Source organism: Methanococcus mangrovi (assembly GCF_054506835.1).
Genome location: NZ_CP197114.1, coordinates 420,470 through 443,072, shown reverse-complemented (window position 1 = coordinate 443,072; position 22,603 = coordinate 420,470). Strand labels below are relative to the sequence as shown.

The window sequence follows — 22,603 nt, the reverse complement described above, 5'->3', positions numbered from 1 at the left end:
AAAGTTTTATATCTAATATATTTTCCAAAATTAAAAAAGTATTGGTTAGCATCCAGTATATGCTGATTTTTCAACTACTGGACCATTTGGAACAAGCTCTTCAAACACCTGTGCCTGGAAAGACTTTATTTTAACGTCGTAATCAATCCACGCTGTTGTTGGAAGACCTGCTTTTAAACACAAGTTTGACAGGAACTGTTTTGTATCCCAGTTATATTCTGTAGCCACCTGTGGAAGTAGTAACCCTCGATAATGTCCAAATTCAATAATAAGCCCATCCCTTCCAACTTTAAGTTTTTCAAGGTACTCCATTGGATTTTGAACATCTACATCTTCTGGAGGTGTTAAAACACTGACTTCAATAATCGTATTCTTAAGCTCAGTATACCTTAAAGGCTGAAACCTCGGGTCGTGAACAGCAGCACTTATTGACGTTTCCTTTATCGCATCGATAAGGGTCATTATGGGCTCAGGAATTCCGATACACCCCCTTAAATCGTGTTCTGGATGAGTATGGAGTGATACAAATATTCCAAGAACCTTGTTAAATTTATCCGGATAATTTTGAATATCCGGCTCTTCGCCTTTTAAATATTTTTCAAGAACATTTCGAGCATACTTAATTACCAAAGTCCCCTCTTCAAGATTTAATTTCAATTTAAATCCCTCCCGAAATTGTAATTTCTGATATAACCGCTTAACTAAAATATGATAATTTAAATCCCGTAACTTTGCAATATACATTAATTTTTGATATAAATTTAATAAAAATTTTGTATCAACAAATATAAATATTCTCGGATTTTAAAAAACTGTTAAAATTGACTTTTAAAATGGAATATGAATTTTTTCAAGTGCCCGATTTTAATTATTTGATTTTTAAAGATATAAAAAAATCGTAAATTTAAAAAACTGTTAAAAATAGTATAAATTTAGTAATATCTAATTTCAATCATAATTTAAAAATTAAATTTTCATTTAAATTTTAAAATAAAACCAATTATCTGTTAATTTTTCGTGAAAACCATGAATGCCAGAAATTTTATCTACAAAATCAAATTTTCAGGATTTATAATAATTTCAAGTATAATTATACATATTTTAAAATTGAAAAACCCGAGTATAGTTAAAATATTTGCTTTAACTCCCGCAGAATTATTTGCAATACCACCTACATTCTGGCAGATATTTACTGCAATGTTTATTCACTTAGACAATATCCATTTAATCTCAAATATTGCAATTTTATTGCTTATCGGACCCGTTATGGAATATTTCACAGGAACAAAAGATTATTTTAAGTTTTTTATAATTTCAGGTCTTGGAAGTTTTTGCCTGTATCTTTCAGTTTCATTAATTCTTTACGTGTCTGAAAATACGTCAATGTGGTATATGAACACACTTGGACTTTCGGGGGCAATTTCTGGCCTTATAAGTATATATTTTATCCTTTCAGCCACCCTGATTTTGAGAAGCAGCAAAATCTTTAAAAAATTAGATTTTGAAAAAGAACTTATTATATCTTCCATAATTTACTCTTTAACATTCGGATTACTCTTTAATTTTTATGGATTTTTTAATTCAAGCATCAATTACGGAAATATCGCTCATTTTGGGGGTTTTATAACAGGAATTGTAATTGCACTTCACTACCCTGAAAAAAAGTTCAATAAACTTGAAGAAAATTTGACAAGATTTAAAAATTACATAACTAAAAATTAAAAAAATAATATTTAACATTCAAAAATGATTTTTCCAGTATCTTCTGACTTTTTAAATGGAAGTTCTTCTTTTTTGAGCGTTTCTATAAATTTAATTATATCCTCATCGTACAATTTTTCTTTAGGGATTAAAAGGTCGTAGTATTCATCTGCAATCGGGATAAATTCAAGGCTGTAGTGGTCAGAAATCGTACTTATTCCAAGCCCAATCTGTGCTTTACCCATTGAAACTGCCGCTCCAACTGCAGAATGCGTTTTTGCTTCAATATCATACCCATTTAATGAATTTTTATCGATATTATTCTCGTTTAAAAATTTATCAAAGAGTATTCTCGTTCCAGAACCTTTATTCCGGTTTATTATTCTATAATCTCGAATTTTTTCGATTAAATCATCTAATGAGTTTATTCCAAGCTCTTTTTTAAACATGAAACCCTGTTCACGAATGTAACCTCGAACTAAAACCGCATCAGTTACATTGTATTTTTTTAGATATGAAATATTGTATTCCCCGTTATTATCTAAAAGGTGAATTCCTGCAATATCTGCTTCTTTTCGTTTTACCGCCATTATTCCACCAAGGGAACCAGTATTTACTGTTCTTGCAAGAATCTGGCCTTTTCTTAAGATTCTATCGATTCCAACACAGTGGCTTCCAATAATATTAAGCCCAATTCTAATATCCCCAAACATGTGGACATCAAATATTTCATCTTCAATTATTTCTTTGTTTTCTGGAATTATAATGTAGCCGTCAGCATATGCAAGTGAAGTTATTGCTTCGCTTCCCTTTAAAACAGGATACGCACCGTAGCCCTCATTTCCGCGAACTATGGAAACTGGAAGGTATTCTTCCCTTCCTTTAGCAGACATGTATCTATTGTACACTTGCGCCCGCATTGTTTTTCCTTTTTCATTGAATAACACATCAAAAATAGTTAAACATGATGTTGGGTAACCTGGAAGGCCCACTACCAATTTTTTTCCAATTTTTCCGATAATCGTTGGTTTTCCAGGCTTTATTTTTATTCCATGTACTAAAATTTCCCCGCCAAGCTCTTCAATTGCAGTACTCGTTAAATCACCAACTCCTGCAGAAGTCCCTCCACTAAGCAGTATTATATCTTCATTCATTGCTTTTTTTAGTTTTTCCATTAAATCTTCTTTGTTATCCCGTACAATCCCATAAAAATTAAAATTCCATCCTTTTTCTAAAATTGATGATGCTATCGTGTAGGTATTTACATCGTAAATTTTATACGGTTCTAATTTATCTTCGGGACTTATGAGTTCGTTTCCAGTTGATAAAAGCCCGATACTTGGATTTTTAAATACTTTTAATTTATTTTTTCCAACCGCAGATATTGCACCAATGTCTCTTGGAGATACAACTGTATTTTTTCTCATTATGAGTTCCCCAACCATAATATCATTCCCACAAGGCTGGATATTTTCATGCGGGGAAACTGCCTTATAGAGTTTTACAGAATTTTCTTCAATTTCTGCAAATTCAACCATAACTACCGCATCAGCACCTTTTGGAAGAGGGGCCCCTGTCGCAATCTCCATGCACTGTCCTGGAATTAATTCTAACTCAGAATTTCCACCAGCACGTATTTTATCGATTATTTGAAGAGTAACTGGTTTATCTTCTTCAGCTTCATAAGTATCTTTTGCCCTTACTGCATAACCATCCATTCTTGAACGGTCAAATGGGGGTACATCCACATTTGAAACTATATCTTCGGCAAGAATCTTTCCCGGAAGTTCAAAAAGACTTACTTCTTCGGTGCTTAATTCATTTAAAAGAGTTCTTACAACTTCTTTAGCATGGTCAATTGTACAAAGTTTTAGGTATCTCAAAATATCACCTAAATATATAAAAATAATTTAAATTATTATATCGATTTCTCTGCCGCATTTTTGGCATTTTGGAGTTTTTGAAGTAGTATCAAGGTAAAGTTCTGGTTTTTGGTATCCAAAACGGTCAACAACAATAGCCCGGCAATCTGGGCAGTACGTGTTGTATCCTGCGCTAAATGGGACGTTTCCTGCATATACATAATGTAATCCTGCATTTAGTGCCATATCTCTTGCTTTCCGAATTGTATCTATATTAGTAGATGAAACAGATGTCAGTTTGTAGTGGGGGTAAAATGCAGTGAAGTGAAGTGGCGTATCTATTCCAAGTTCATCTTTTACAAAATTAATTATGAATTCTATGTCTTTTTTATTATCGTTATATGTTGGAACGATTAAATTTGTAATTTCCACATGAATTCCAAGTTTTTTTGCTAAAATACACGTTTCAAGAACAGGTTCTAACTCTGCAAGACATATTTTTTTGTAAAACTCACTGTTTCCTTTTATGTCAATATTCATTGCATCTATTTTGAGCTTTTTCAAAGGTTCCTTCTCAATATACCCGTTTGTAACCATTACATTGAATAAATCATTATTTTTTGCCAAATCAGCAGTTTCCTGCATGAATTCATAAAATATGGTTGGTTCGGTGTAGGTGTATGCAATTCCTTCGCACAAATAGTTTTTAGCAAGCCCTACTACATCTTCAGGGGTTAACTCACTGAAAGGAACTTCTTCGGGCAAAGACTGACTTATTTCCCAGTTCTGGCAGTGTTTACATTTGAAGTTGCATCCTGCAGTAGCTATCGAAAAAACGCTTGTACCAGGCTTATAATTAAATAGGGGTTTTTTTTCTATCGGGTCAACTGCTGTTGCACATATTTTCCCATAGTTTACAGCATAGAGCTTGCAATCTATGTTTTCTCTTCCACCACAAACTCCCCTTTTTCCAGAAGAAATTATGCAGTGTCGTGGGCATAAATTACATTTTACCATGCAGTTTTCATGGGTTTCATAAAAAAGCGCTTCTTTTAACATAGAATCACTTCTGACTAAATGTGATCTTCTAAATTAAACATTTCTGTTATAGTCATTAGTACTTTGTTTTTGTAGATTATATTATATGTTCTCTGGGGAATTTTACTTCTTTTTGGATTTAATTTACTTCTAACAGTTTCTGAAACTTCATCTACATCAACACTTACGATTTCTCGCCTTGTTTCCAAATTGTGAATCTTTAGGATTTTTCCAATAGGTATGTCTGCTGAAAGAAGGTCGTTTCTTATTTTTTCACGTATGTGTGTTTCATCGATATTTTCGAGTGGTGTTTTTGAAGTTGCATATATTAGGGGAATTTCATTTACCTTGAGAATTACTGACCTATAATTTACATTATCAATTATTTCTTGATAAAGTGTTTCAACAACTACTTCACAATTAAACAGTATCTCCAAAAGGTTTGTAATACTTCCGTCAGTTCCAAGAAGAACTTTTTCTTCGTTTTTTAGTCCATAAACTTTTGAAAGGTCCCCTATAACAATATAGGGCTTAATATACTTATCATTCATAATTTTCACTAATTACTACCAATAAATTAAAAAAATTAAAGTTCTTCTTCAACTATTTCTTTTATTTTCATTTCTTTTAATTTGTCATATAACTCAGTTGCCTTTGCTTTTAAGTCATTTATTTCAGCATAGGTTTTCAAAAGTTCCTGATGTTTTTCAGCACTTACTCTTGCATTTTCGAGCACTTTTTTGTGTTCTTCTGAAGACTGGTTTACAAGGGTGGAAATTCCATCAGACATTGACTTTATAGTTTCATTCAAGTCTTCTAATTCAACTGCTTTTTCATGCAGCTTTCTGTGAGATTCAATTTCTCGAATCATGTCTTTTTCCTGTTCTATTGACATCGGTTTTGTCTGAAGAGTAGTTTCCAACTGTTCTATTTTTTGTGCAAGGTATGACTTACTTATCTTCATGGACTTGAATTCACTGAGCATGTCTGCTCTTTTTTGCTTTAAAAGCCGGATTTCTTCAATCTGGTCTTTAACCTTTACATTGATGTCTTCTCTTAGGTCTTTGTATTTTTTTACGTCATCGTTTGCTTTATCCCTAATTTCCTTTAATTCTTTGGCATTTTCATAAAGGTCTTTTATCTGTGTATTTATTTCGTCAAGTTTAGTTTTTATTGTATTGTAATCCATTTTTAACACCGAACCCCCATTTAACATATTATAAATTTTTGTTGTAAGCTATATAAATATTTTTATTTGAAACAAAGCAAAAAAGTTGAAAAAAGCCGTTTTGGGCCAAAAAAAGCGAAAAAAAGTTAGTTAATATAGTTCAATATTTCTTTTAAGTCTTTTTTATCGATGCATATATCTGCTTTTGATCTCAAAATTTCTTTTGCACAAAATGCTATTTTAAAACCGGCTCTCTCAAACATGCTTATGTCGTTTGCACCATCGCCTACTACAACAGTGTTTTCAAGCGAAATATCTTCATTTGCTGCAATTTCTTCTAAAATATCGCCTTTTGCAGTTTCGCTCATTACTGGACCGATGACTTCGCCAGTTAGAATTCCGTTTTCAGATAAAAGAGTATTTGAATAAGCGTAATCAAGTCCAAGCACTTTTTTAACATGTTCAGCCCCAAAATCAAATCCCCCACTAACAAGGGCTGTAACATATCCTTGTTTTTTAAGTTCTACAATTAATTCCGGTGCACCATTCATTATAGGAATAGTTTCTGCAAATTCATAGAGTTTTTCAACATGAACTCCCTTTAATAGTTTTACCCGTCTTTTAAGTGATTCTCTGAATTTTATTTTACCTTTCATCGCTTCTTCAGTTATTTTTTTAATTTCTGATTCAACACCCGCAAATTTTGCAATTTCATCGATAACTTCGCAGTCTGCAAGAGTGCTATCTAAATCAAATAAAATAAGTTTTTTTACTGAATTATCTGTCATTATTCCACCAATTGGTAAAAATAAAAAATAAAAAGAATTATTTTAAACATCCGATTCTTTCAGCAACGATTTTGTATTTTTCTAAAACGTCACCCAAGTCTTTTCTAAATACATCCTTGTCAAGAACGTCTTTTGTTTCCTTATCCCAAAGCCTCATTGTGTCAGGGCTAATCTCATCAGCTACAATGATTTCACCATCAAGGGTTTTCCCAACTTCGATTTTGAAATCAACTAAAATTATTCCTTTTTCGTCGAAGAATCCTTTTAAAACATCGTTTACTTTTAAAGCGAGTTTTTTAATTTCGAATAATTCTTCTTCTGTTGCAAGACCAAGTTCAATTGCAATTTCATTGTTTAACATTGGGTCTCCGTAGTCATCATTTTTATAATCATACTGAGTAACCGCGGTTTTCAATACCTGTCCTTGTTCAAATGGATATTTTTTGCATAGGCTTCCAGCAGCAACGTTTCTCACAATTACTTCAAGAGGAATTATTTTAACGTTTTTTGCAATCATGTGGCTTGGTTCGATGTATTCGATGAGGTGTGTTGGAACGTTATTTTTTTCGAGAATTTTGAATAGTTCAGTTGAAATTAACGTGTTTAAATATCCTTTTCCGGATTTTACGTCGTGTTTTGCACCGTTTCCAGCAGTTATGTCGTCCCTAAATTCCACTAAAACTTCTTTTTCATTTTCTTCGATTGTATATATTGATTTTGCTTTTCCAACGTAAATTGGCTCTTTTGCAGTTATTTTTGAAATATCATATGACATAATCTCACCAGACATAAATTATGATTAATTAGAATAAAAAATAAAATAAGAGATTTACCTGTTTATAATAGTTACAATTTATACTCTTTTTGCAACTTCACAACCCATCTCACTTGTTGAAAGCGTACCTCCAAGGTCAGGCGTTGTTAAACCAAGACTTAAAACTTCTTCGAGAGCTTTTTCAACTTTGTCAGCAGCTTCATCTTCTTTTAAGTATCTAAGCATCATTACTGAAGTTAATATTGTTGCAGTTGGATTTGCAAGTCCTTTTCCAGCAATATCTGGAGCTGAACCGTGAATTGGTTCGAAAAGACCATATTTATCACCAACATTTCCTGATGGAGCCATTCCAAGTCCGCCAACCATTCCAACTGCACCGTCTGACAAAATGTCACCAAATAAATTCGAAGTAACTACTATATCAAATGTTTCAGGTCTTGAAATTATGAACATATTCATTGCATCGACATAAAAATCTTCAGTTTTTATATCCTCATAATCTTTTGCAACTTCATAGAAAGTTTTCTTAAATAAGCCGTCAGTCACTTTTAATACGTTTGCCTTGTGTGCACAGGTAACTTTTCCTGCTTTTCCCTGATTTTTTCTGCTTTGCGCAAGTTCAAATGCATGTTTAAATATTCTTTCAGAAGCGTTTTTTGTGATAACTCTTGTTGCTACGGTAACACCGTCTGCAATTTCAGCTTCAATCCCTTTGTACAGGCCTTCCGTGTTTTCTCTGACGATTATGTAATCAATACCTGTTTTCAAACAGTTTATTCCATTGTAAGATTTTACAGGCCTAATATTTGCATAAGTATCAAGTATTTTTCTTAATTTTACAATAACATCAGCAGCAGTTTCGCCAGCAGCACCAAACAATATTGCATCAGCAGCTTTTGCAGCTTCAATTGTTTCTTCAGGAAGTGCTACACCGGTTTTTTCAAATACTTCATCGCCTGCTAAAGCGTGATTAAATTCAAATTCAACACCAGTAGCTTTTAAAACTTCTACAGCAGCAGGAACCACTTCTTTTCCGATTCCATCGCCTTCAATTACACAAATTTTATGCATTGTAAAATCACCTTTCGAGTTAAACTCCAGTTTACCTTGACGTTTGCAACTATATTGATTATCGATATATTAAAATCTAACGCAGACAAAAAACTATAAAAAACAGCCCCTATTTTAAAAATATGCCAAAATACATTAAAAAAGTATACTTTAGAAAAAATAGCATTATTTACGGTTATTTCGAATATATCTTTTTAAATCTTCTTTTGTTTTAATTTCAGGCAATTTTTTATGGTAAAATGTCCTGAATATGTCAATATCGGTTATTAAATCAAGATTGTATTTAGTTCTTAATGTATCAAGTAACCTATCTGTACAATTTTGATTTTTCAGCTTTATACTGGCGTACACCCGACCGATAAGATTTTTAAACTCGTCGTCTGAACTGTGGCCTGTATTTATTATATACTTGATGTTTTTCTTGATTTTTTGATATTCCTCGTCAGAATATGGCAAAATATCCCTTTTAAAGCGTATTATTCATTGTTTAATATATACACTTTTGAATTTCCAAATATATATAGTAAATACTATTGAATTTATCCAAAAAAATATAAATAATCTTAAAATAAAAAATTAAGTCTGTTAAAGGGACAATATATCCGATTAACCATTCAAAAAGTTTTAATGTATATTTCACATAGTATAATTTTAATAATACGCATAAATCCGGCTAATCTTTAGATTTTATAAAAATTAGCGGGAATATAATATCGCTTGTACAGCAAGGAATCCAGACTGCAATAAAAAGGAATAAAAATATTTCAAAATACATTAAAAAACTCAGTCCGGTTCCAAGAGCCATTATTATGTGAAATAGTGATGCAGCAGTACTTAAAAATACGTGTCCTGAGTGAGGCACTTTTGTAAATGGTTTAAAATACGCTAAAACTATCCCTAATAATGCTAAAGAATTTACAAGCCAGAATTCTTCAATAAATCCTATGTGGGCCCCACGATTTGGCATATCCAATATAATTTCCCCGATATAAGGAATTAACGAATCACTAATCGTTGCAATAAATAATGAACCGGCATATCCTATCAGGAATAGTACTAAAATTCCTTTAATGCCCTTGATGCTGCCCCCACTATGCAGTTTATACATCGACGTCGTGGTAAATGCACTTAAAAATACGTGTAGTGGGTGAAGGGTGTAAAATATTGAATAAGATTCACTAAATGAAATTCCATTAAATATAATTAATAATACTATACCAAAAACAGCCCCAAATGCCGTAAATGGCATGTGTTCTCCAAGTTCTTCAATAATCTGATTAAACATGAAAAAACCCCGCACTATTAAATTTATAAGTTAGATTTTCCAAATTGATACTATTACTTGAGTGATATATAAACTAAACCGACAGGATATTCATGAGCGATTCAGATACCAAATTCACTGAATTTTTAGATATTTTAAACGAAAAACTTAAAAAAGATGCCGTAGTTGACAAAATATCCAAAAATTCGAATGAAAATGAACGAGCATTTAAAATACTGATTTCTACAGTAATAAGTGCACGAACAAAAGACGAAACTACCGCAAAAGTGTCAAAAACACTGTTTAAAAAAGTAAAAAGTCCAAAAGACCTTTTTGAAATACATTTAGAAGAACTTGAAAAATTAGTTCACCCTGCAGGATTTTACAAAACTAAGGCCAAAAACCTGAAAAAATTAGCAGAAATTTTAATTGAAAAATATAACTCAAAAGTCCCGGATTCAATCGAAGAACTTGTAACTCTGCCGGGAGTTGGAAGAAAAACTGCAAATTTGGTAATGACACTTGCATTTGACGATTACGCAATCTGTGTTGACACACACGTTCACAGAATTACAAATCGCTGGAATTACGTTGATACCGAGTCTCCAGAAAACACGGAAATGGAGCTTAGAGAAAAACTTCCTAAAAACTACTGGAAAAGAATTAATAACCTACTTGTTGTATTTGGACAAGAAATATGCAGCCCGATTCCAAAATGCGATAAATGCTTTTCTGAAATTCGAGAAATCTGCCCCCACTACAATTCATTGAAAGAAATTGAAAAAATTTATAAAGATTTTAACTTTAAAAAGACCCCAAAAACCAAAATTCCAAGAGATAAAGGCACTTATGTCTTAAGAATAAAGATGAATTCTCCAAAAAATATTTTCGTTGGAAAAAGAGAAATTAAATTTAAAAAAGGAGATTATTTTTACATCGGTTCTGCAATGGGGGACAGCGTGAACCTTTATAATAGAATAAACCGGCATTTATCAGACAATAAGAAAAAAAGATGGCATATTGATTATTTACTTGAATTTTCAAATGTAAAAGAAGTGAATGTAACACTTGGACGTTTCGAATGCGATGTTTCGAATAGGTTTAATTTAGTTTTAGATTCGATAGAGTCTTTCGGATGTTCGGACTGCAAGTGTAAAAGTCATTTATATTATATTAAACCCTGATTAACAGTAAATAAGATAAATGGGGAAAAATTATGAAAACAAAATACGTAGTTATAATCCAGTGCAGTCTTGCTAAAAACCGGTGCAGCGGGATGAGGTGCACGAATGCATTTTATGAAAAAACGGATGCATTCAAAAATTACGATAATGATACAAAATATATTTCTTTCACCTGTGGGGGCTGTTCTGGCAAATTAGTAAGCGCTAAACTTGCAAATTTTTCAAGCTGGATTAAAAAGTATGAGGGTATTGAAAAAGATGAAGTTACAGTACACCTTTCATCCTGTATGTCAACAGATAACGCTCATTACGACAGGTGCCCAAATATTGACTATATAAAACAGATTATAAATAAGAAAGGCTACAAAAATATTGTTGAAGGAAGTATTTTTAGTAAAAAATCTGAAAAACTGCGTGAAGAAGGAATATATAAAAAATACCTGTAATTTGTATAAAACGCGTAAACGATATATCGATACCTATTTGAAAAATAATTAGAATATTAAGCCCATTTTTAAGAATAACATCTTTATTTTTCTTTTTTTAAAAACATTTCATTAATACGGCATTTTGTAACATAATAAAGTATAAATCTTTTGAATTCGTATAATATATTCATGTTTGGATATCGACAATTAATACCGGAAAATTTTCAAATTGAAAATAATGACATCAAAATTGAAGAACAGGACAGCTTATTAAAATATACAAGAGCGGGTACTTCAAAACTGATTAAAAAGACGTCTTATTCATTAAAAATAGTGCCGAGTCCTGCAATTGGCTATGGGGTACACTATTTAACGATTGACTTTAAGGAGCCAGTAGTTGTTCCGCCAAAAGATTCGTTTAAAGGATACGTCGAATCCCCCTGTGATATCGAATTAAAATTGGGGGACATGAACTTAGATTTGATTAAACTTGGAAAAGAGAAATATACAATTTACGGAACTGTCGATATAGGAGATATTTCAAGGTATTATTCAAGCAGGGTTTACACAGATGAGCCAGATTCACTCTGCGTTACAAGATTTATCCTGAGTAATGGTTCAAATTACTGGAAAACTTTTGAAAAGTTAGTCTTTCCAATATGGGAAACTATAATGTATTATTCAGAAGATAAAGCATACTACCCGACAATTATAAATCTCACAAAAAATGGAACCATTGAATTACTAAACACTTCAAAATCGCCCAAAAGCGGGTTGATTGGAACTAAAAACATAACTCCGGTATCTAATTTTTTGAGGAGAATTTAAATGATAACAGAACTGCTCGAATTTTTACAAAATAACTTTTTTTATGGATTATCATATTATTCAGGCGTAAAATTAATTTTTGTTGTAGCCATAGGGTTGCTATTTTCATATTTTATTGAAAAATGGGTTAAAGACTTATCAGAAACTACAAAACATACCTGGATAATAAATGAAGAAACTGCAGGACTTATTTCAACATTTGTACTTGCAATATTCGTAGTTCTTGCATTAAATGTCATCGAGAGTTTTGTAACATACCAACTATTTGGATTCGACTTAAAAATTATTATTTACTCATTCCTGCTCTTGTATTTTACATACAGAATCTCCAACCGTTCTAAAAGATATTTATTGCTAAAAGGTTCTCAGGAAGGAAAATTTGCGGAATATCGGTTAAAAGCAACAATATTTCACTATTCTGCAATGATTATCGCGTTTGGAATAGTTTTCCAGATGCTTGGACTTACAAGTAAACTTGGAACACTTCTCGTTGCAGGGGGAATTACAGGTATAATCTTGGGTTTTGCATCCCAGACTGTTGTTGCAAACTTTATATCTGGAATATTCCTTTATTTTGATAAACCACTGAAAATTGGAGATTCCGTAGAAATTGGAACAAGTTCTGGAATTGTAAATGATATTAAAATGATGTCTACGAGAATCAGGACATGGGATGGAGTATTAGTTAGAATACCTAATGAAAAAGTTTTCAATTCCGAAATTATAAACAATAAAAAATATCCTGCAAGACGTGTCGATATTGACGTTGGAATCGCATACAAAGAGGATGCACAGCGCGCAATGGACATTATATCAAACATACTTGAAGATATGACTTATGTATTAGTTGATCCGGAATCCCAGATTTTTGTAAAAGACCTTGGGGACAGCAGCGTTGATATTTCGGTAAAAGCTTGGGCTCCAAGCGAAAAATGGTATGATGTAAAACGTGAAATTATCCAAAACATTAAAAAAGAATTTGATAGAGAAAAAATAGAAATTCCGTTCCCTCAAAGAACATTATGGTTCCCACAAGACCTTAAAATTAAAATTGAAAAAGAAACCGACGAAAAATAAAAATAAGAAAAAATAAATCTTTAATTAACTTTAACCCCATATCGCAATTTTTACGAGAACTACAAGTGCTGCAAGTAAATCCAATACTAAGAGACCTCCGAAAACCATTAACCCGATTTTTAACGGTTTTTCAAGATTTGAACACCCGTCAATAAGTTCCTGAATCGGGCCTATTGTATCTTTTACTTCTGAAATTGTTAATTTAGTTTCATCAAGCGTATCATTTAATGAATCGAGCAGTTTATCAATTCTTGGCTGTTCCTGTGTCCTTACTCCTTTTAATATTTCATATACTTCATCGAGAGTTTTTGGAATTACTCCGGGCTCATTTTCAGATTTTATCTTATTTAATTCAATTATTCTATCTATCCGGTATATTTCCCGCTCAAAATAATCTTTTTGTGATTTTAATAAGGTTTTTGCCCTTTGAATTGTTTCTTCTTTGGACCTCGTGCAGGATACAACTTTTGAAGCATCGGAATTTGTTTTAAAGACGTTTGAATCTACAGAAAAGTTCTTTCCAAGACCTGCAACGTTTTCGTATGTTACAGTTGAAAGTACTTTTTGGACAGATTTAGCTGCAGCTTGACTGTTCAGTGTTTTTTGAAGTTCTATCTTTTCATTAATATTTTCGTCTATTTTTTCAGTTACTCTTTCATCAGTTATTGCATCTATTTTTTCAGTTATTCCGGTTAAATCGTCTTTTAAATCATCAACACCCGTAATTACTTCAGGAGGATTTACGACTTCAATATCTATTCCAAAGTTTGGTTTTAAACGTTCCTCAAATTTTTGTATCTGCAATTCTTTTTTTCCAAAACGGTCTAAAAAATATTCTTTGTCAGTTTTTAACTTTTCAATCCTGTAATTGTACCATGGAAGTTTTAATTTAAGGTCTTCTTCTTTGTTATTTATTACAAACAGTTTTTTCACTTCATCAAGCAGTTCTTCGGTTTTTAAAAGATTTTCATCAACGGAATCCATCAAATTTTCAATTTTTGGCTGTTCTATCGTGTTAAATCTCTCGATGCATTCATTTACATTGTATATACTGTCAGAAATAATTCCTGGTTCGGTATACAATATTTCATAAATTTCTTTTTTTAGTTGGTAGCGCTTCGTTAACAGATTCATCATCTTTTGAAATTTCTCAAAATTAAAAAAATCCGAAAGATTAGCACCAAAACTGTAATCTGAAGGGTTATTTACTCCTAAATCCCGAAGTTCATTTTCCACGTTTAAAAGTTCTGCTTCAAGTTCTTCGAGTCTTTCTTTTTCCTCATCCCACAAATCATCACGATCCCTTGGAATCAGCCGTTTTATAACAATTAACTTTTCTGTCTCGTGAAGTATCGATTCTAACTGCTCCCCAACATCATGAACAGTCACCCCTATGGTCGTAAGAGCTATTGCAGCTTCTGCAGCAGCTTCTTCTGCTGAACTTGCAGCACCCCCGATTTTTTTACCAAGCCCATATAATCCAAGAGTTGCAACATTTAACGCAGCATTTTTTATCGAACTAAATATCCCCATTTAAACCACCTAATGGAATTCATACATGTTAATAATTATTTTTTTGAAGTAATTAATCGGTATGTTATCGACAATATAAGTTTATGAAAATAAATATAAAAATTTATCCAAGTTTAACAATGCTAAAAAAACGTAAAATTTGAAAAATTAATGTTTAAATTAATTTTCTATAATGTCTTCGACTTTATTTACAAAATCAATGGATTTTTTCTGAAGTTCTAAAACTTTAGGTTCGTTAAACATCACATCTGTTGAATAACTTGCCTTTTGACGTTCCGATTTTAAATCGGTATAAAATGTTGCATCTTTTTTGGTTATTGCAAGGTCATCAATCAGTTTTAACTCATCGTTTCTAAATTCGTTCGTATAATTTTTTATCAAAAAAATCATTGTAGCATTGTGGCTTTTTGAAATATAACCTTTTTTAGCAACAAGTGCTAATGCAGCGTGATAAACTGCATAATAAAGGCCAACAACACTCCAATCCTGAAAATTACCGTTTTTAATATTTTGATTTACAAATGCAAGATTGTGTTTTGCTTTATCAAGATGTGCATACACCAGATACTTTGCATGACGTTCTTTTTCGATATTTTTCTTATAGATATGAAAATCATAAGCGCTTTCAAGCTTTTCTTTATCTTTAAAATATTCTTCAACGTTTAACATTTAAAATTACCTCGTGGTAATTCTGGTGCCCAAAAATAGGAAATCCTGTTAATTTAGCCTGGTTTACTATATGGTCGTTTGAGTTTAAAAAATAGTCGATTTCAACCGCGACTATACTTAAAGGGTATATTGACCTGCTTTCAGCTTTTGATTTTGCATATTCGAGTTTCTGGTTTATTTCTTCCCGGTAACGTTTTTGAAGGTCAGGGTCCTCGAATGAATAAGTTACAACCATTAAATCAATATCACTATCTTCTGTTTCTTTTTTTCTCGATGCAGACCCAAAAAGAATCATAAAATCGATTTCTTTTGGGAAATTTTCAAAAAAATCTAAAATTGGGGCCCGTACATTTCTATTCAATTTTAAAAATCGTTCATCATCGATTTCTGAGAATTTAAAAACTGTTTTTTTGGTATTTTTTAAAATATAATAAGTGTTTGACTTTTCCTTTAATTTTAAAACCTGTTTTTCAGATTCGAGTTTTTTTAAAGCATTTTGTAGAGAACTGTTTGAAAGTCCAGTAAGTTCCTTTAACTCGCTAAAATATAATTTACTTTTATTTGCTGCATAATATGCTCTGTATAATTTGTCTAAAGCGTTCATACTTTTTAATTAGATTTTTAGGTATATATAATTTACCAATTTTTGGCAATATATTACCAATTTTTGGTATTTTTGCATGCTAAAAAATAAAAAAGATATAGCACCTGACAAAATTGTCCTCTCCAAGTACATATATTCGATATATTTATATACTAAAATTACGATGCGTTATAATCTGAAAAATAAACTTCGTATTTAATACAAAATAATGCGTAACCTCTGGAGGGCACTAATATATGAAACTTAATCAGCATTTGAATTATGAAAACCTGAAAAGCGATTTATTTGCAGGATTTACTATTGCAATAGTTGCACTACCTCTTGCAATGGCTTTTGCGATAGCTTCGGGGGTTTCGCCTGAAAAAGGATTATTTACTGCAATAATTGCGGGTTTTCTAATTTCATTACTTGGGGGAAGTAAATATCAAATAGGAGGACCTACAGGGGCTTTTGTCGTAATACTTTTTGGAATTATAGCTTCATATGGCTATGAAGGTCTCGTAATTGCTACACTAATGGCAGGAGTTATTTTAATTGCCATGGGACTCTTAAAACTTGGAAACATCATAAAATTCATCCCTTATCCTGTAACAATGGGATTTACGTCGGGAATTGCATTAATTATTTTTTCTACACAGGTTAAGGATTTTTTTGGACTTTCAATAGAAAACATTCCTGCATCATTTTTAGGCCAGTGGATTACTTATGCAACACATATCCAGTTATTAAACCCTTATGCACTGTTTATTTCAATAGTATCATTGGTTATACTTACAAATTCAAAAAAAGTATTTTCAAAAATACCCTCCCCAATAATTGCAATAATTGTAGGAATTGTTTTAGCTTACGTATTTAATTTACCTGTTGAAACAATTGAATCAAAATTTGGGAATATTCCAAACAGTATCCCACTCCCAAGCCTTCCGGAATTGAGTATTCAAAAAATGGAGCTTTTATTCCCAAGTGCATTATCTATCGCATTTTTAGGTGCAATAGAATCATTAATGTGTGCAGTTGTTGCAGACGGTATGACTGGATACAAACACAATTCCAATAAGGAATTAGTAGGTCAAGGAATTGCAAATATCGGTTCAGTATTGTTTGGAGGAATTCCTGCAACAGGGGCACTTGCACGTACTGCAACAAACATTAAAGCTGGAGCTACGTCAAGATTATCTGGAATAATCCATTCGATAATGTTGTTCTTATTCATGCTATTGTTATCCCCGTTAATTTTAAAAATACCCCTTGCTACACTTTCTGCAATACTTGTAGTCGTAGCATGGAACATGGCCGAAGTAAAACACTTTAAATCAATATTATTTAAGTCCCCAAAAAGAGATAGAATCGTTCTGCTCGTTACGTTCCTGCTCACAATCTTTGTAAACTTAAATACTGCAATACAGATTGGAATGCTTCTTGCAGTAATTGTATTTATGCAGAGATTGATTGAAGTTAGTGAAGTTTCGAACTTAAAAACAGTTCCTCAGGATGAAGACCCTGATTCAATAACTTTAAGAAATGTTCCGCCATGTATTGAAGTTTACGAAATAAATGGGCCATTTTTCTTTGGAATAGCGGATAAATTTAAAAGTACCCTAAATGTCGTTGCTAAAAGGAAACCTTCAGCAATAATTCTTCGTATGAGAAATGTCCCGATAATCGACGCCACAGGTATAAAAAACCTCGAAGAATTTATCGAATCTTCTAAAAATCAGGAGATAGCCCTGATAATTTCGGGTGCAGATTCAAAATTAAAAGCTAAATTTGAAAAATACGATCTCACAGGTAAAATAGGTAAGGAAAATATCTGTGAAAATATTGATATAGCACTTGCTCGAGCAAAAGAAATCATAAAAATAAAACATCCTGAAACTGGATTATGTCCTAAATAAAAAAATAATAGACTAAAAATAAAAAAGTTAAATGCATGCCCCCTGTTTAATAAACAGCATGGTGCACGGCATGCATTTCGTGTTTCAACCGAAAACTGGTTAGGATCTGTGACGTTTAGGCCAATTTTATTTAAAGAACCAGCACTTCTTTTAAACTCCCCAATATACCCCAGAAAAATTGATTCTGGGATAATATATTTTTTCTTTTAGGCACTATTTATTATTTTGGGGATTAATGTTGATAAAAACGTATTAAAATAGAAATATTACAAAAAAGTTTAAAAAAGGGTTTTAACTTAAACGTGTATTTTACCATGCTATTTATATTTAATAGACCTCTGAAAAAATACTTAAACTTATATATCTATTAAAAAATAACTTTTAGACGATGTAATATATTGTAATTACAAACGGCACAAATTTCGGGGAAATATTTTATGCTTCAAAAATTATATTCAAAAAAGGGACAGGTTTCCATGGAAATAGGGATTTTGGTTGCATCTGCAGTCATAGTTTCAGCTATTGCAAGCTATTACTATATATTGCATGTTAAATATTCCGATACACATTCTGGGGAAACTGCAAAGAATACTGGCGATGCACTTTTAAACTCATCAGCAGCCACGAACTGTAAAATATCCCAGATAACATTTACATAACCTACCATTTGTTCAGTTTTACTTTTTTACTTATACCGTGTTCGTATCTTAAAATTATTCCTCTAACTTCCAAATCGCTTAATGTTCTTGAAAGAGTAGATTTTGGAATTTTTGTCCTCTCAAAAAGTTCGCTTTGAGTTATTTCTCCGTGTTCCATCAGTATTTTTACAATAGTTTTTTCATTTCCTTTTAAAATTTTAATAAAGTTTTCTTTTCTTAATTTTTCTTCATTATCCGTTTTTAATTCGGTTTCTACGCTGAAATTTTGAATTTCATTAATATTTCCATTTTTAATTTTATCATCGACTTTTGAAGATACAATTTTTCCAATATGGTCGTTTAAATCGCTTAAATCTATTTTATTAACATTGTTTTTCTCTGAAAGCTCTAAATCACGAACTGTAAAGTAAATTAAAGTAGTACTTAAGCATAGCGAAAATGATGCCAAAACCATTAACATACAATCATAAAGCGTGTATACATTAGGAACTTCCTGAACATACGTGGTGTCCCCTTGAACAATTACCTGAACTGTCGGCGGATACAAAAATTTAGAAGTTAGCACAATTACTGAAACAATAAATATCAGCATATATATGGCTATTTTAACTTTTGAACTCATAAATTTCACACATTATTAATTTAAAGGTTTACCCATTTTGAAAACTTTCCTTTCAGTAATATCCACCATTACCACGTATCTTGAACCATCTTCAATATCCAATACAACCATCGCATATGTTGCATTTTGGAAATTTTTATTGCTTAAATACACCATATCTTGAATAGTTATATTATACTCTCTATCTTTTATAATTTGAGCTGTTTTTTGATCATTAGATAATATTTCTTGAACTGTTTTTACATCTTTTTCAGTAAATCCTGTAGCTTTAATCTCAGAATATCCATCTTCATGTTCAATTACAAGCGTTTTAGACTTAAGCTCAAATGTTGTGTAGTTTTTGATAGATTGAACTTTGTTTTCTTCGAGATTTACAATTACATATATTAAAGTGTCATTTTTTGTTAAAAGAACCCCTTTACAAGTTTCACCATATTTTTCAAAATCTTCTTTTATTAATAGGGTACCCGGTGCAAGCCAGTAGCCTTCAGATAAATACTCTGAAACTGTTTCGTTAGACTTTGCAATTTCAATTGCAAGATTTTGACCTTCAGTTAAATGTGGACTTTCTTCAGGATATGGGTTAAACTCAGTCATGTTTGGATTAGTTTCAAAGTCGTGTGCAATGAATAAATCATCTTCGATAAGTACAGAATCAAAAGGTCTCATTATACCAATTGCAACTCCGATAATTGTCAGTACTAAAAATATGATTAAAATTCGTTTCATGATACCAACCATTCAATTTATTTAACAATTACATTGTTCAAACAGTATAATTATTTGATGTGGAACACCTGTTCCATTTAATGGAATTGTCCATTTTTACAGTATAGTATATAAATGCTAATTTATAATCCTTTCAAAATTTTGAAAAATTTTTTTAAAAAATATCAAACTTATATATTATATCATCATTATAATGGTTTTTTTAGATTTAAAAAGTTTAAACAATTTTTTTATTAATTTATTGAACGTATTGATACTATTTTTAGAAAATACTTTCTAAAGGGCTTCAAAATACCGTTTCATAATATGGAAACGCCGTTTCAAAATACATTCTTATGCCGTTCCCGCGGTAGGTTAGTTGAAAGTAATTGTAAGAACACTTACTTTCAAAACCTAATTTTTTTATGGATTTAAATTAGGTGCCAAAGAATTCTTGAATTCAAATAATTCTTGAATTCATATTGCCTGAAAAATAGTAATGATTTCCAAATTAGTGCCTTTTGGAAATTAAACCCCCTCTGTGATAACATGAAAAAACCACTAAAAAAAGCCACCGGAACTATCCTCATTGTTATCACACTATTGCCATATTGTATGGCCCTGGATGAACAGACTGAAAGTTCCAGTAATATATTTAATAATATATTATCTTGGCTAAAATCGGCATTTGGAACTGATGTTAATGATAACATTACGTTTGAAAACAATAGTTCAAATTGCTTACCAAGGACACCTGTACTGAATAATTCTGAAAATAACAATACAATGCCTGAAATGAATAATATTACGCCTGAAAACATAACGAATGAAACACGAAATACCCCGAATAACATGCCTGAAAATTTCAATGAATCATACGTGCCAGAACCGAGAAATATGACAGGTATGCCTGAAAACAATGACACAAAATACCCACCCCAAATTCCTGAAAACTTTGATAATAACACCCCGATTGAAATAAATTCAAAGAATATTCAGTAAAAACTTAAAAATAAGAATTACACGGTGCAGATCATGAGAAAAATTTTAGGACTATTAATGGTACTTGCACTTGTTTCTGTTTCTGCAGTAGTTGCCTCATCAGATTTTAAAGACACTGCGAAACAGGAACCTGGAAAAATGTGCCAAATATGTTTCCAGAACATGACTACGGAAGAGATTCAGGAAGCACTTAATGAACAGCTTGCTGAACTTGAAGATGAATATGATTCTTGTGAAGACGAACAAATGCAGATAAGAATTCAGGAAAGAATTGAGATGACCCAAAGCTTGATTGATGACCCTGAAAAACTTGAAGAAATGATAACTAATATGCCTGAAATGCCTGAAGGAAAAGGAAATGGTTTAAAAATCGAATTCCAGAACATGACTACGGAAGAGATTCAGGAAGCACTTAATGAACAGCTTGCTGAACTTGAAGATGAATATGATTCTTGTGAAGACGAACAAATGCAGATAAGAATTCAGGAAAGAATTGAGATGACCCAAAGCTTGATTGATGACCCTGAAAAACTTGAAGAAATGATAACTAATATGCCTGAAATGCCTGAAGGAAAAGGAAATGGTTTAAAAATCGAATTCCAGAACATGACTACGGAAGAGATTCAGGAAGCACTTAATGAACAGCTTGCTGAACTTGAAGATGAATATGATTCTTGTGAAGACGAACAAATGCAGATAAGAATTCAGGAAAGAATTGAGATGACCCAAAGCTTGATTGATGACCCTGAAAAACTTGAAGAAATGATAACTAATATGCCTGAAAGACATGGAGAATGCCAAAAAGCTGACTCAAAATAACATAACACCCCCAAAATGAAAACATTTAAAATAATATCTATATTTTTTAATTTTTTGTAAAAGTGTGATAAATATGATTAGAGTACTCCTCCCAATATTATTGATGTTATTAATTATATTTGGGATGATTTCATTATTCAATTTAAAAAAAGAGTGTAAAAATTCAATTAACAGGATAGAAAAAGTTTCCAAGTGAAAATATGTACAAAATTATAAGTCTTGAAGATGTTTGGAAAATCTACCAGATGGGCGAAGTTGAAGTTCAAGCCTTGAAGGGAGTTTCACTTGATATAAATAAAGGTGATTTCGTCGCAGTTGTTGGGTCATCGGGTTCAGGAAAATCAACCATGATGAACATGATAGGATGCCTCGATGTACCAACAAAAGGCGACGTTTACCTTAAATCAAAAAATATCTCGAATATGACTGAATCAGAACTATCTGAACTTCGAGGAAAAACAATTGGTTTTGTTTTCCAGCAATATAATTTAATTCCAAACATGACTGCACTTGAAAACGTACTTTTACCACTGCAGATACAGGAAGTCAATGATTCTACTGCAAAAAGAGCTGCAGAACGAGCATTAAAACAGGTTGGCCTTGAAGACAGGATGAACAACAAACCATCCCAGCTTTCTGGAGGTCAGCAACAGCGAGTATCGATTGCAAGAGCGTTAGCATGTGACCCGGAAATTATTCTTGCAGATGAACCAACAGGGGCGCTCGATAGTGCGACAGGTAAAGAAATTATAAATTTATTCACTGCCCTCTGGGAAAGTGGAAAAACCATTATTATGATTACCCACGATCAAAAACTTGCAAAATACGCGAAAACAATTGTTGAATTAAAAGACGGAAATATTATTAATATAATTGATAACAAGCCAAATACAGTTTATGAGTGATAT

25 protein-coding genes are annotated in these 22,603 nt (G+C 31.9%); 10 read left to right on the top strand and 15 right to left on the bottom strand.

What is annotated here, in order from left to right:
* Nucleotides 1–45 precede the first annotated feature (45 nt).
* On the bottom strand, nucleotides 46–657 hold the full coding sequence (locus tag ACS5L2_RS02375) for a TIGR00296 family protein (RefSeq protein WP_459202167.1): 612 nt from the start codon (nucleotides 655–657) through the stop codon (nucleotides 46–48).
* A 369-nt stretch (nucleotides 658–1,026) separates the two neighbouring features.
* Here ACS5L2_RS02375 and ACS5L2_RS02370 point away from each other — a divergent pair, with 369 nt between their 5' ends.
* The gene (locus tag ACS5L2_RS02370) at nucleotides 1,027–1,722 is read left to right on the top strand and encodes a rhomboid family intramembrane serine protease (protein WP_459202166.1); all 696 of its coding nucleotides are present in this window, start codon (nucleotides 1,027–1,029) and stop codon (nucleotides 1,720–1,722) included.
* Nucleotides 1,723–1,733: 11 nt separating this feature from the next.
* Here the strand turns inward: ACS5L2_RS02370 and ACS5L2_RS02365 are convergent, their stop codons facing one another.
* From ACS5L2_RS02365 to ACS5L2_RS02325, 9 genes are all read right to left on the bottom strand, one after another.
* Nucleotides 1,734–3,584 carry a molybdopterin biosynthesis protein gene (locus ACS5L2_RS02365; RefSeq protein WP_459202165.1) on the bottom strand — a complete coding sequence of 617 codons (1,851 nt, stop codon included), beginning with the start codon at nucleotides 3,582–3,584 and terminating at the stop codon, nucleotides 1,734–1,736.
* 27 nt (nucleotides 3,585–3,611) lie between these two features.
* Nucleotides 3,612–4,622 (bottom strand): AmmeMemoRadiSam system radical SAM enzyme, encoded by a 1,011-nt coding sequence (gene amrS / locus ACS5L2_RS02360; protein ID WP_459202164.1) that lies wholly within the window; start codon nucleotides 4,620–4,622, stop codon nucleotides 3,612–3,614.
* 14 nt (nucleotides 4,623–4,636) lie between these two features.
* Nucleotides 4,637–5,152, bottom strand: a complete 516-nt coding sequence (locus ACS5L2_RS02355; RefSeq protein ID WP_459202163.1) for a chorismate pyruvate-lyase family protein — start codon at nucleotides 5,150–5,152, stop codon at nucleotides 4,637–4,639.
* 35 nt (nucleotides 5,153–5,187) lie between these two features.
* On the bottom strand, nucleotides 5,188–5,790 hold the full coding sequence (locus ACS5L2_RS02350) for a DUF7121 family protein (RefSeq protein ID WP_459202162.1): 603 nt from the start codon (nucleotides 5,788–5,790) through the stop codon (nucleotides 5,188–5,190).
* 125 nt (nucleotides 5,791–5,915) lie between these two features.
* Nucleotides 5,916–6,557, bottom strand: a complete 642-nt coding sequence (gene serB, locus ACS5L2_RS02345; RefSeq protein ID WP_459202161.1) for a phosphoserine phosphatase SerB — start codon at nucleotides 6,555–6,557, stop codon at nucleotides 5,916–5,918.
* A 37-nt stretch (nucleotides 6,558–6,594) separates the two neighbouring features.
* The gene (gene purC / locus ACS5L2_RS02340; protein ID WP_459202160.1) at nucleotides 6,595–7,332 is read right to left on the bottom strand and encodes a phosphoribosylaminoimidazolesuccinocarboxamide synthase; all 738 of its coding nucleotides are present in this window, start codon (nucleotides 7,330–7,332) and stop codon (nucleotides 6,595–6,597) included.
* 78 nt (nucleotides 7,333–7,410) lie between these two features.
* A complete protein-coding gene (locus ACS5L2_RS02335) occupies nucleotides 7,411–8,403 on the bottom strand; it encodes a 3-isopropylmalate dehydrogenase (RefSeq protein WP_459202159.1) in 993 nt (330 codons plus the stop codon).
* A gap of 165 nt (nucleotides 8,404–8,568) precedes the next feature.
* Nucleotides 8,569–8,859, bottom strand: coding sequence for a hypothetical protein (locus ACS5L2_RS02330; RefSeq protein ID WP_459202158.1), 291 nt, complete (start codon nucleotides 8,857–8,859; stop codon nucleotides 8,569–8,571).
* 217 nt (nucleotides 8,860–9,076) lie between these two features.
* The gene (locus tag ACS5L2_RS02325) at nucleotides 9,077–9,688 is read right to left on the bottom strand and encodes a hypothetical protein (protein ID WP_459202157.1); all 612 of its coding nucleotides are present in this window, start codon (nucleotides 9,686–9,688) and stop codon (nucleotides 9,077–9,079) included.
* Nucleotides 9,689–9,780: 92 nt separating this feature from the next.
* On the opposite strand from ACS5L2_RS02325, the gene ACS5L2_RS02320 reads away from it, so the two are divergent.
* The 4 genes from ACS5L2_RS02320 to ACS5L2_RS02305 all read left to right on the top strand — a co-directional run bounded on the left by ACS5L2_RS02320 (nucleotide 9,781) and on the right by ACS5L2_RS02305 (nucleotide 13,184).
* A complete protein-coding gene (locus ACS5L2_RS02320) occupies nucleotides 9,781–10,851 on the top strand; it encodes a DUF123 domain-containing protein (protein WP_459202156.1) in 1,071 nt (356 codons plus the stop codon).
* A 32-nt stretch (nucleotides 10,852–10,883) separates the two neighbouring features.
* The gene (locus tag ACS5L2_RS02315; RefSeq protein WP_459202155.1) at nucleotides 10,884–11,297 is read left to right on the top strand and encodes a CGGC domain-containing protein; all 414 of its coding nucleotides are present in this window, start codon (nucleotides 10,884–10,886) and stop codon (nucleotides 11,295–11,297) included.
* Between the two features lie 150 nt (nucleotides 11,298–11,447).
* On the top strand, nucleotides 11,448–12,107 hold the full coding sequence (locus ACS5L2_RS02310; protein WP_459202154.1) for a DUF432 domain-containing protein: 660 nt from the start codon (nucleotides 11,448–11,450) through the stop codon (nucleotides 12,105–12,107).
* Nucleotides 12,108–13,184: a mechanosensitive ion channel family protein gene (locus ACS5L2_RS02305; protein WP_459202153.1), complete on the top strand. Its 1,077-nt coding sequence runs from the start codon at nucleotides 12,108–12,110 to the stop codon at nucleotides 13,182–13,184.
* Nucleotides 13,185–13,214: 30 nt separating this feature from the next.
* Here ACS5L2_RS02305 and ACS5L2_RS02300 read toward each other — a convergent pair whose 3' ends face one another.
* The 3 genes from ACS5L2_RS02300 to ACS5L2_RS02290 form a co-directional block, all read right to left on the bottom strand.
* Nucleotides 13,215–14,717: a hypothetical protein gene (locus tag ACS5L2_RS02300; protein ID WP_459202152.1), complete on the bottom strand. Its 1,503-nt coding sequence runs from the start codon at nucleotides 14,715–14,717 to the stop codon at nucleotides 13,215–13,217.
* 159 nt (nucleotides 14,718–14,876) lie between these two features.
* Nucleotides 14,877–15,386, bottom strand: coding sequence for a HEPN domain-containing protein (locus ACS5L2_RS02295; protein WP_459202151.1), 510 nt, complete (start codon nucleotides 15,384–15,386; stop codon nucleotides 14,877–14,879).
* Nucleotides 15,373–15,990 carry a nucleotidyltransferase domain-containing protein gene (locus ACS5L2_RS02290; RefSeq protein WP_459202150.1) on the bottom strand — a complete coding sequence of 206 codons (618 nt, stop codon included), beginning with the start codon at nucleotides 15,988–15,990 and terminating at the stop codon, nucleotides 15,373–15,375. Before ACS5L2_RS02290 ends, ACS5L2_RS02295 begins: the two co-directional genes overlap by 14 nt.
* 236 nt (nucleotides 15,991–16,226) lie before the next feature.
* On the opposite strand from ACS5L2_RS02290, the gene ACS5L2_RS02285 reads away from it, so the two are divergent.
* Nucleotides 16,227–17,885 carry a SulP family inorganic anion transporter gene (locus tag ACS5L2_RS02285; protein ID WP_459202149.1) on the top strand — a complete coding sequence of 553 codons (1,659 nt, stop codon included), beginning with the start codon at nucleotides 16,227–16,229 and terminating at the stop codon, nucleotides 17,883–17,885.
* 437 nt (nucleotides 17,886–18,322) lie between these two features.
* Nucleotides 18,323–18,544, top strand: coding sequence for a class III signal peptide-containing protein (locus ACS5L2_RS02280; RefSeq protein WP_459202148.1), 222 nt, complete (start codon nucleotides 18,323–18,325; stop codon nucleotides 18,542–18,544).
* A 1-nt stretch (nucleotide 18,545) separates the two neighbouring features.
* Here the strand turns inward: ACS5L2_RS02280 and ACS5L2_RS02275 are convergent, their stop codons facing one another.
* Nucleotides 18,546–19,166, bottom strand: coding sequence for a helix-turn-helix transcriptional regulator (locus ACS5L2_RS02275; protein ID WP_459202147.1), 621 nt, complete (start codon nucleotides 19,164–19,166; stop codon nucleotides 18,546–18,548).
* A 15-nt stretch (nucleotides 19,167–19,181) separates the two neighbouring features.
* The gene (locus ACS5L2_RS02270; protein WP_459202146.1) at nucleotides 19,182–19,907 is read right to left on the bottom strand and encodes a hypothetical protein; all 726 of its coding nucleotides are present in this window, start codon (nucleotides 19,905–19,907) and stop codon (nucleotides 19,182–19,184) included.
* Nucleotides 19,908–20,423: 516 nt separating this feature from the next.
* Between ACS5L2_RS02270 and ACS5L2_RS02265 the strand changes: the two genes are divergently transcribed.
* From ACS5L2_RS02265 to ACS5L2_RS02255, 3 genes are all read left to right on the top strand, one after another.
* Nucleotides 20,424–20,876 carry a hypothetical protein gene (locus ACS5L2_RS02265; RefSeq protein ID WP_459202145.1) on the top strand — a complete coding sequence of 151 codons (453 nt, stop codon included), beginning with the start codon at nucleotides 20,424–20,426 and terminating at the stop codon, nucleotides 20,874–20,876.
* A gap of 33 nt (nucleotides 20,877–20,909) precedes the next feature.
* Nucleotides 20,910–21,695, top strand: a complete 786-nt coding sequence (locus ACS5L2_RS02260) for a hypothetical protein (RefSeq protein ID WP_459202144.1) — start codon at nucleotides 20,910–20,912, stop codon at nucleotides 21,693–21,695.
* 200 nt (nucleotides 21,696–21,895) lie between these two features.
* Nucleotides 21,896–22,600 carry an ABC transporter ATP-binding protein gene (locus ACS5L2_RS02255; RefSeq protein WP_459202143.1) on the top strand — a complete coding sequence of 235 codons (705 nt, stop codon included), beginning with the start codon at nucleotides 21,896–21,898 and terminating at the stop codon, nucleotides 22,598–22,600.
* Nucleotides 22,601–22,603 lie beyond the last annotated feature (3 nt).

Bases quoted from the DNA above. Each gene is read 5' to 3' on its own strand.
- ACS5L2_RS02370 (WP_459202166.1), top strand. From the start codon at position 1,027: ATGAATGCCAGAAATTTTATCTACAAAATCAAATTTTCAGGATTTATA.
- amrS (WP_459202164.1), bottom strand. From the start codon at position 4,622: ATGTTAAAAGAAGCGCTTTTTTATGAAACCCATGAAAACTGCATGGTA.
- ACS5L2_RS02355 (WP_459202163.1), bottom strand. From the start codon at position 5,152: ATGAATGATAAGTATATTAAGCCCTATATTGTTATAGGGGACCTTTCA.
- ACS5L2_RS02350 (WP_459202162.1), bottom strand. From the start codon at position 5,790: ATGGATTACAATACAATAAAAACTAAACTTGACGAAATAAATACACAG.
- serB (WP_459202161.1), bottom strand. From the start codon at position 6,557: ATGACAGATAATTCAGTAAAAAAACTTATTTTATTTGATTTAGATAGC.
- purC (WP_459202160.1), bottom strand. From the start codon at position 7,332: ATGTCATATGATATTTCAAAAATAACTGCAAAAGAGCCAATTTACGTT.
- ACS5L2_RS02335 (WP_459202159.1), bottom strand. From the start codon at position 8,403: ATGCATAAAATTTGTGTAATTGAAGGCGATGGAATCGGAAAAGAAGTG.
- ACS5L2_RS02325 (WP_459202157.1), bottom strand. From the start codon at position 9,688: ATGTTTAATCAGATTATTGAAGAACTTGGAGAACACATGCCATTTACG.
- ACS5L2_RS02320 (WP_459202156.1), top strand. From the start codon at position 9,781: ATGAGCGATTCAGATACCAAATTCACTGAATTTTTAGATATTTTAAAC.
- ACS5L2_RS02315 (WP_459202155.1), top strand. From the start codon at position 10,884: ATGAAAACAAAATACGTAGTTATAATCCAGTGCAGTCTTGCTAAAAAC.
- ACS5L2_RS02305 (WP_459202153.1), top strand. From the start codon at position 12,108: ATGATAACAGAACTGCTCGAATTTTTACAAAATAACTTTTTTTATGGA.
- ACS5L2_RS02300 (WP_459202152.1), bottom strand. From the start codon at position 14,717: ATGGGGATATTTAGTTCGATAAAAAATGCTGCGTTAAATGTTGCAACT.
- ACS5L2_RS02295 (WP_459202151.1), bottom strand. From the start codon at position 15,386: ATGTTAAACGTTGAAGAATATTTTAAAGATAAAGAAAAGCTTGAAAGC.
- ACS5L2_RS02290 (WP_459202150.1), bottom strand. From the start codon at position 15,990: ATGAACGCTTTAGACAAATTATACAGAGCATATTATGCAGCAAATAAA.
- ACS5L2_RS02285 (WP_459202149.1), top strand. From the start codon at position 16,227: ATGAAACTTAATCAGCATTTGAATTATGAAAACCTGAAAAGCGATTTA.
- ACS5L2_RS02280 (WP_459202148.1), top strand. From the start codon at position 18,323: ATGCTTCAAAAATTATATTCAAAAAAGGGACAGGTTTCCATGGAAATA.
- ACS5L2_RS02275 (WP_459202147.1), bottom strand. From the start codon at position 19,166: ATGAGTTCAAAAGTTAAAATAGCCATATATATGCTGATATTTATTGTT.
- ACS5L2_RS02270 (WP_459202146.1), bottom strand. From the start codon at position 19,907: ATGGTTGGTATCATGAAACGAATTTTAATCATATTTTTAGTACTGACA.
- ACS5L2_RS02265 (WP_459202145.1), top strand. From the start codon at position 20,424: ATGAAAAAACCACTAAAAAAAGCCACCGGAACTATCCTCATTGTTATC.
- ACS5L2_RS02260 (WP_459202144.1), top strand. From the start codon at position 20,910: ATGAGAAAAATTTTAGGACTATTAATGGTACTTGCACTTGTTTCTGTT.
- ACS5L2_RS02255 (WP_459202143.1), top strand. From the start codon at position 21,896: ATGTACAAAATTATAAGTCTTGAAGATGTTTGGAAAATCTACCAGATG.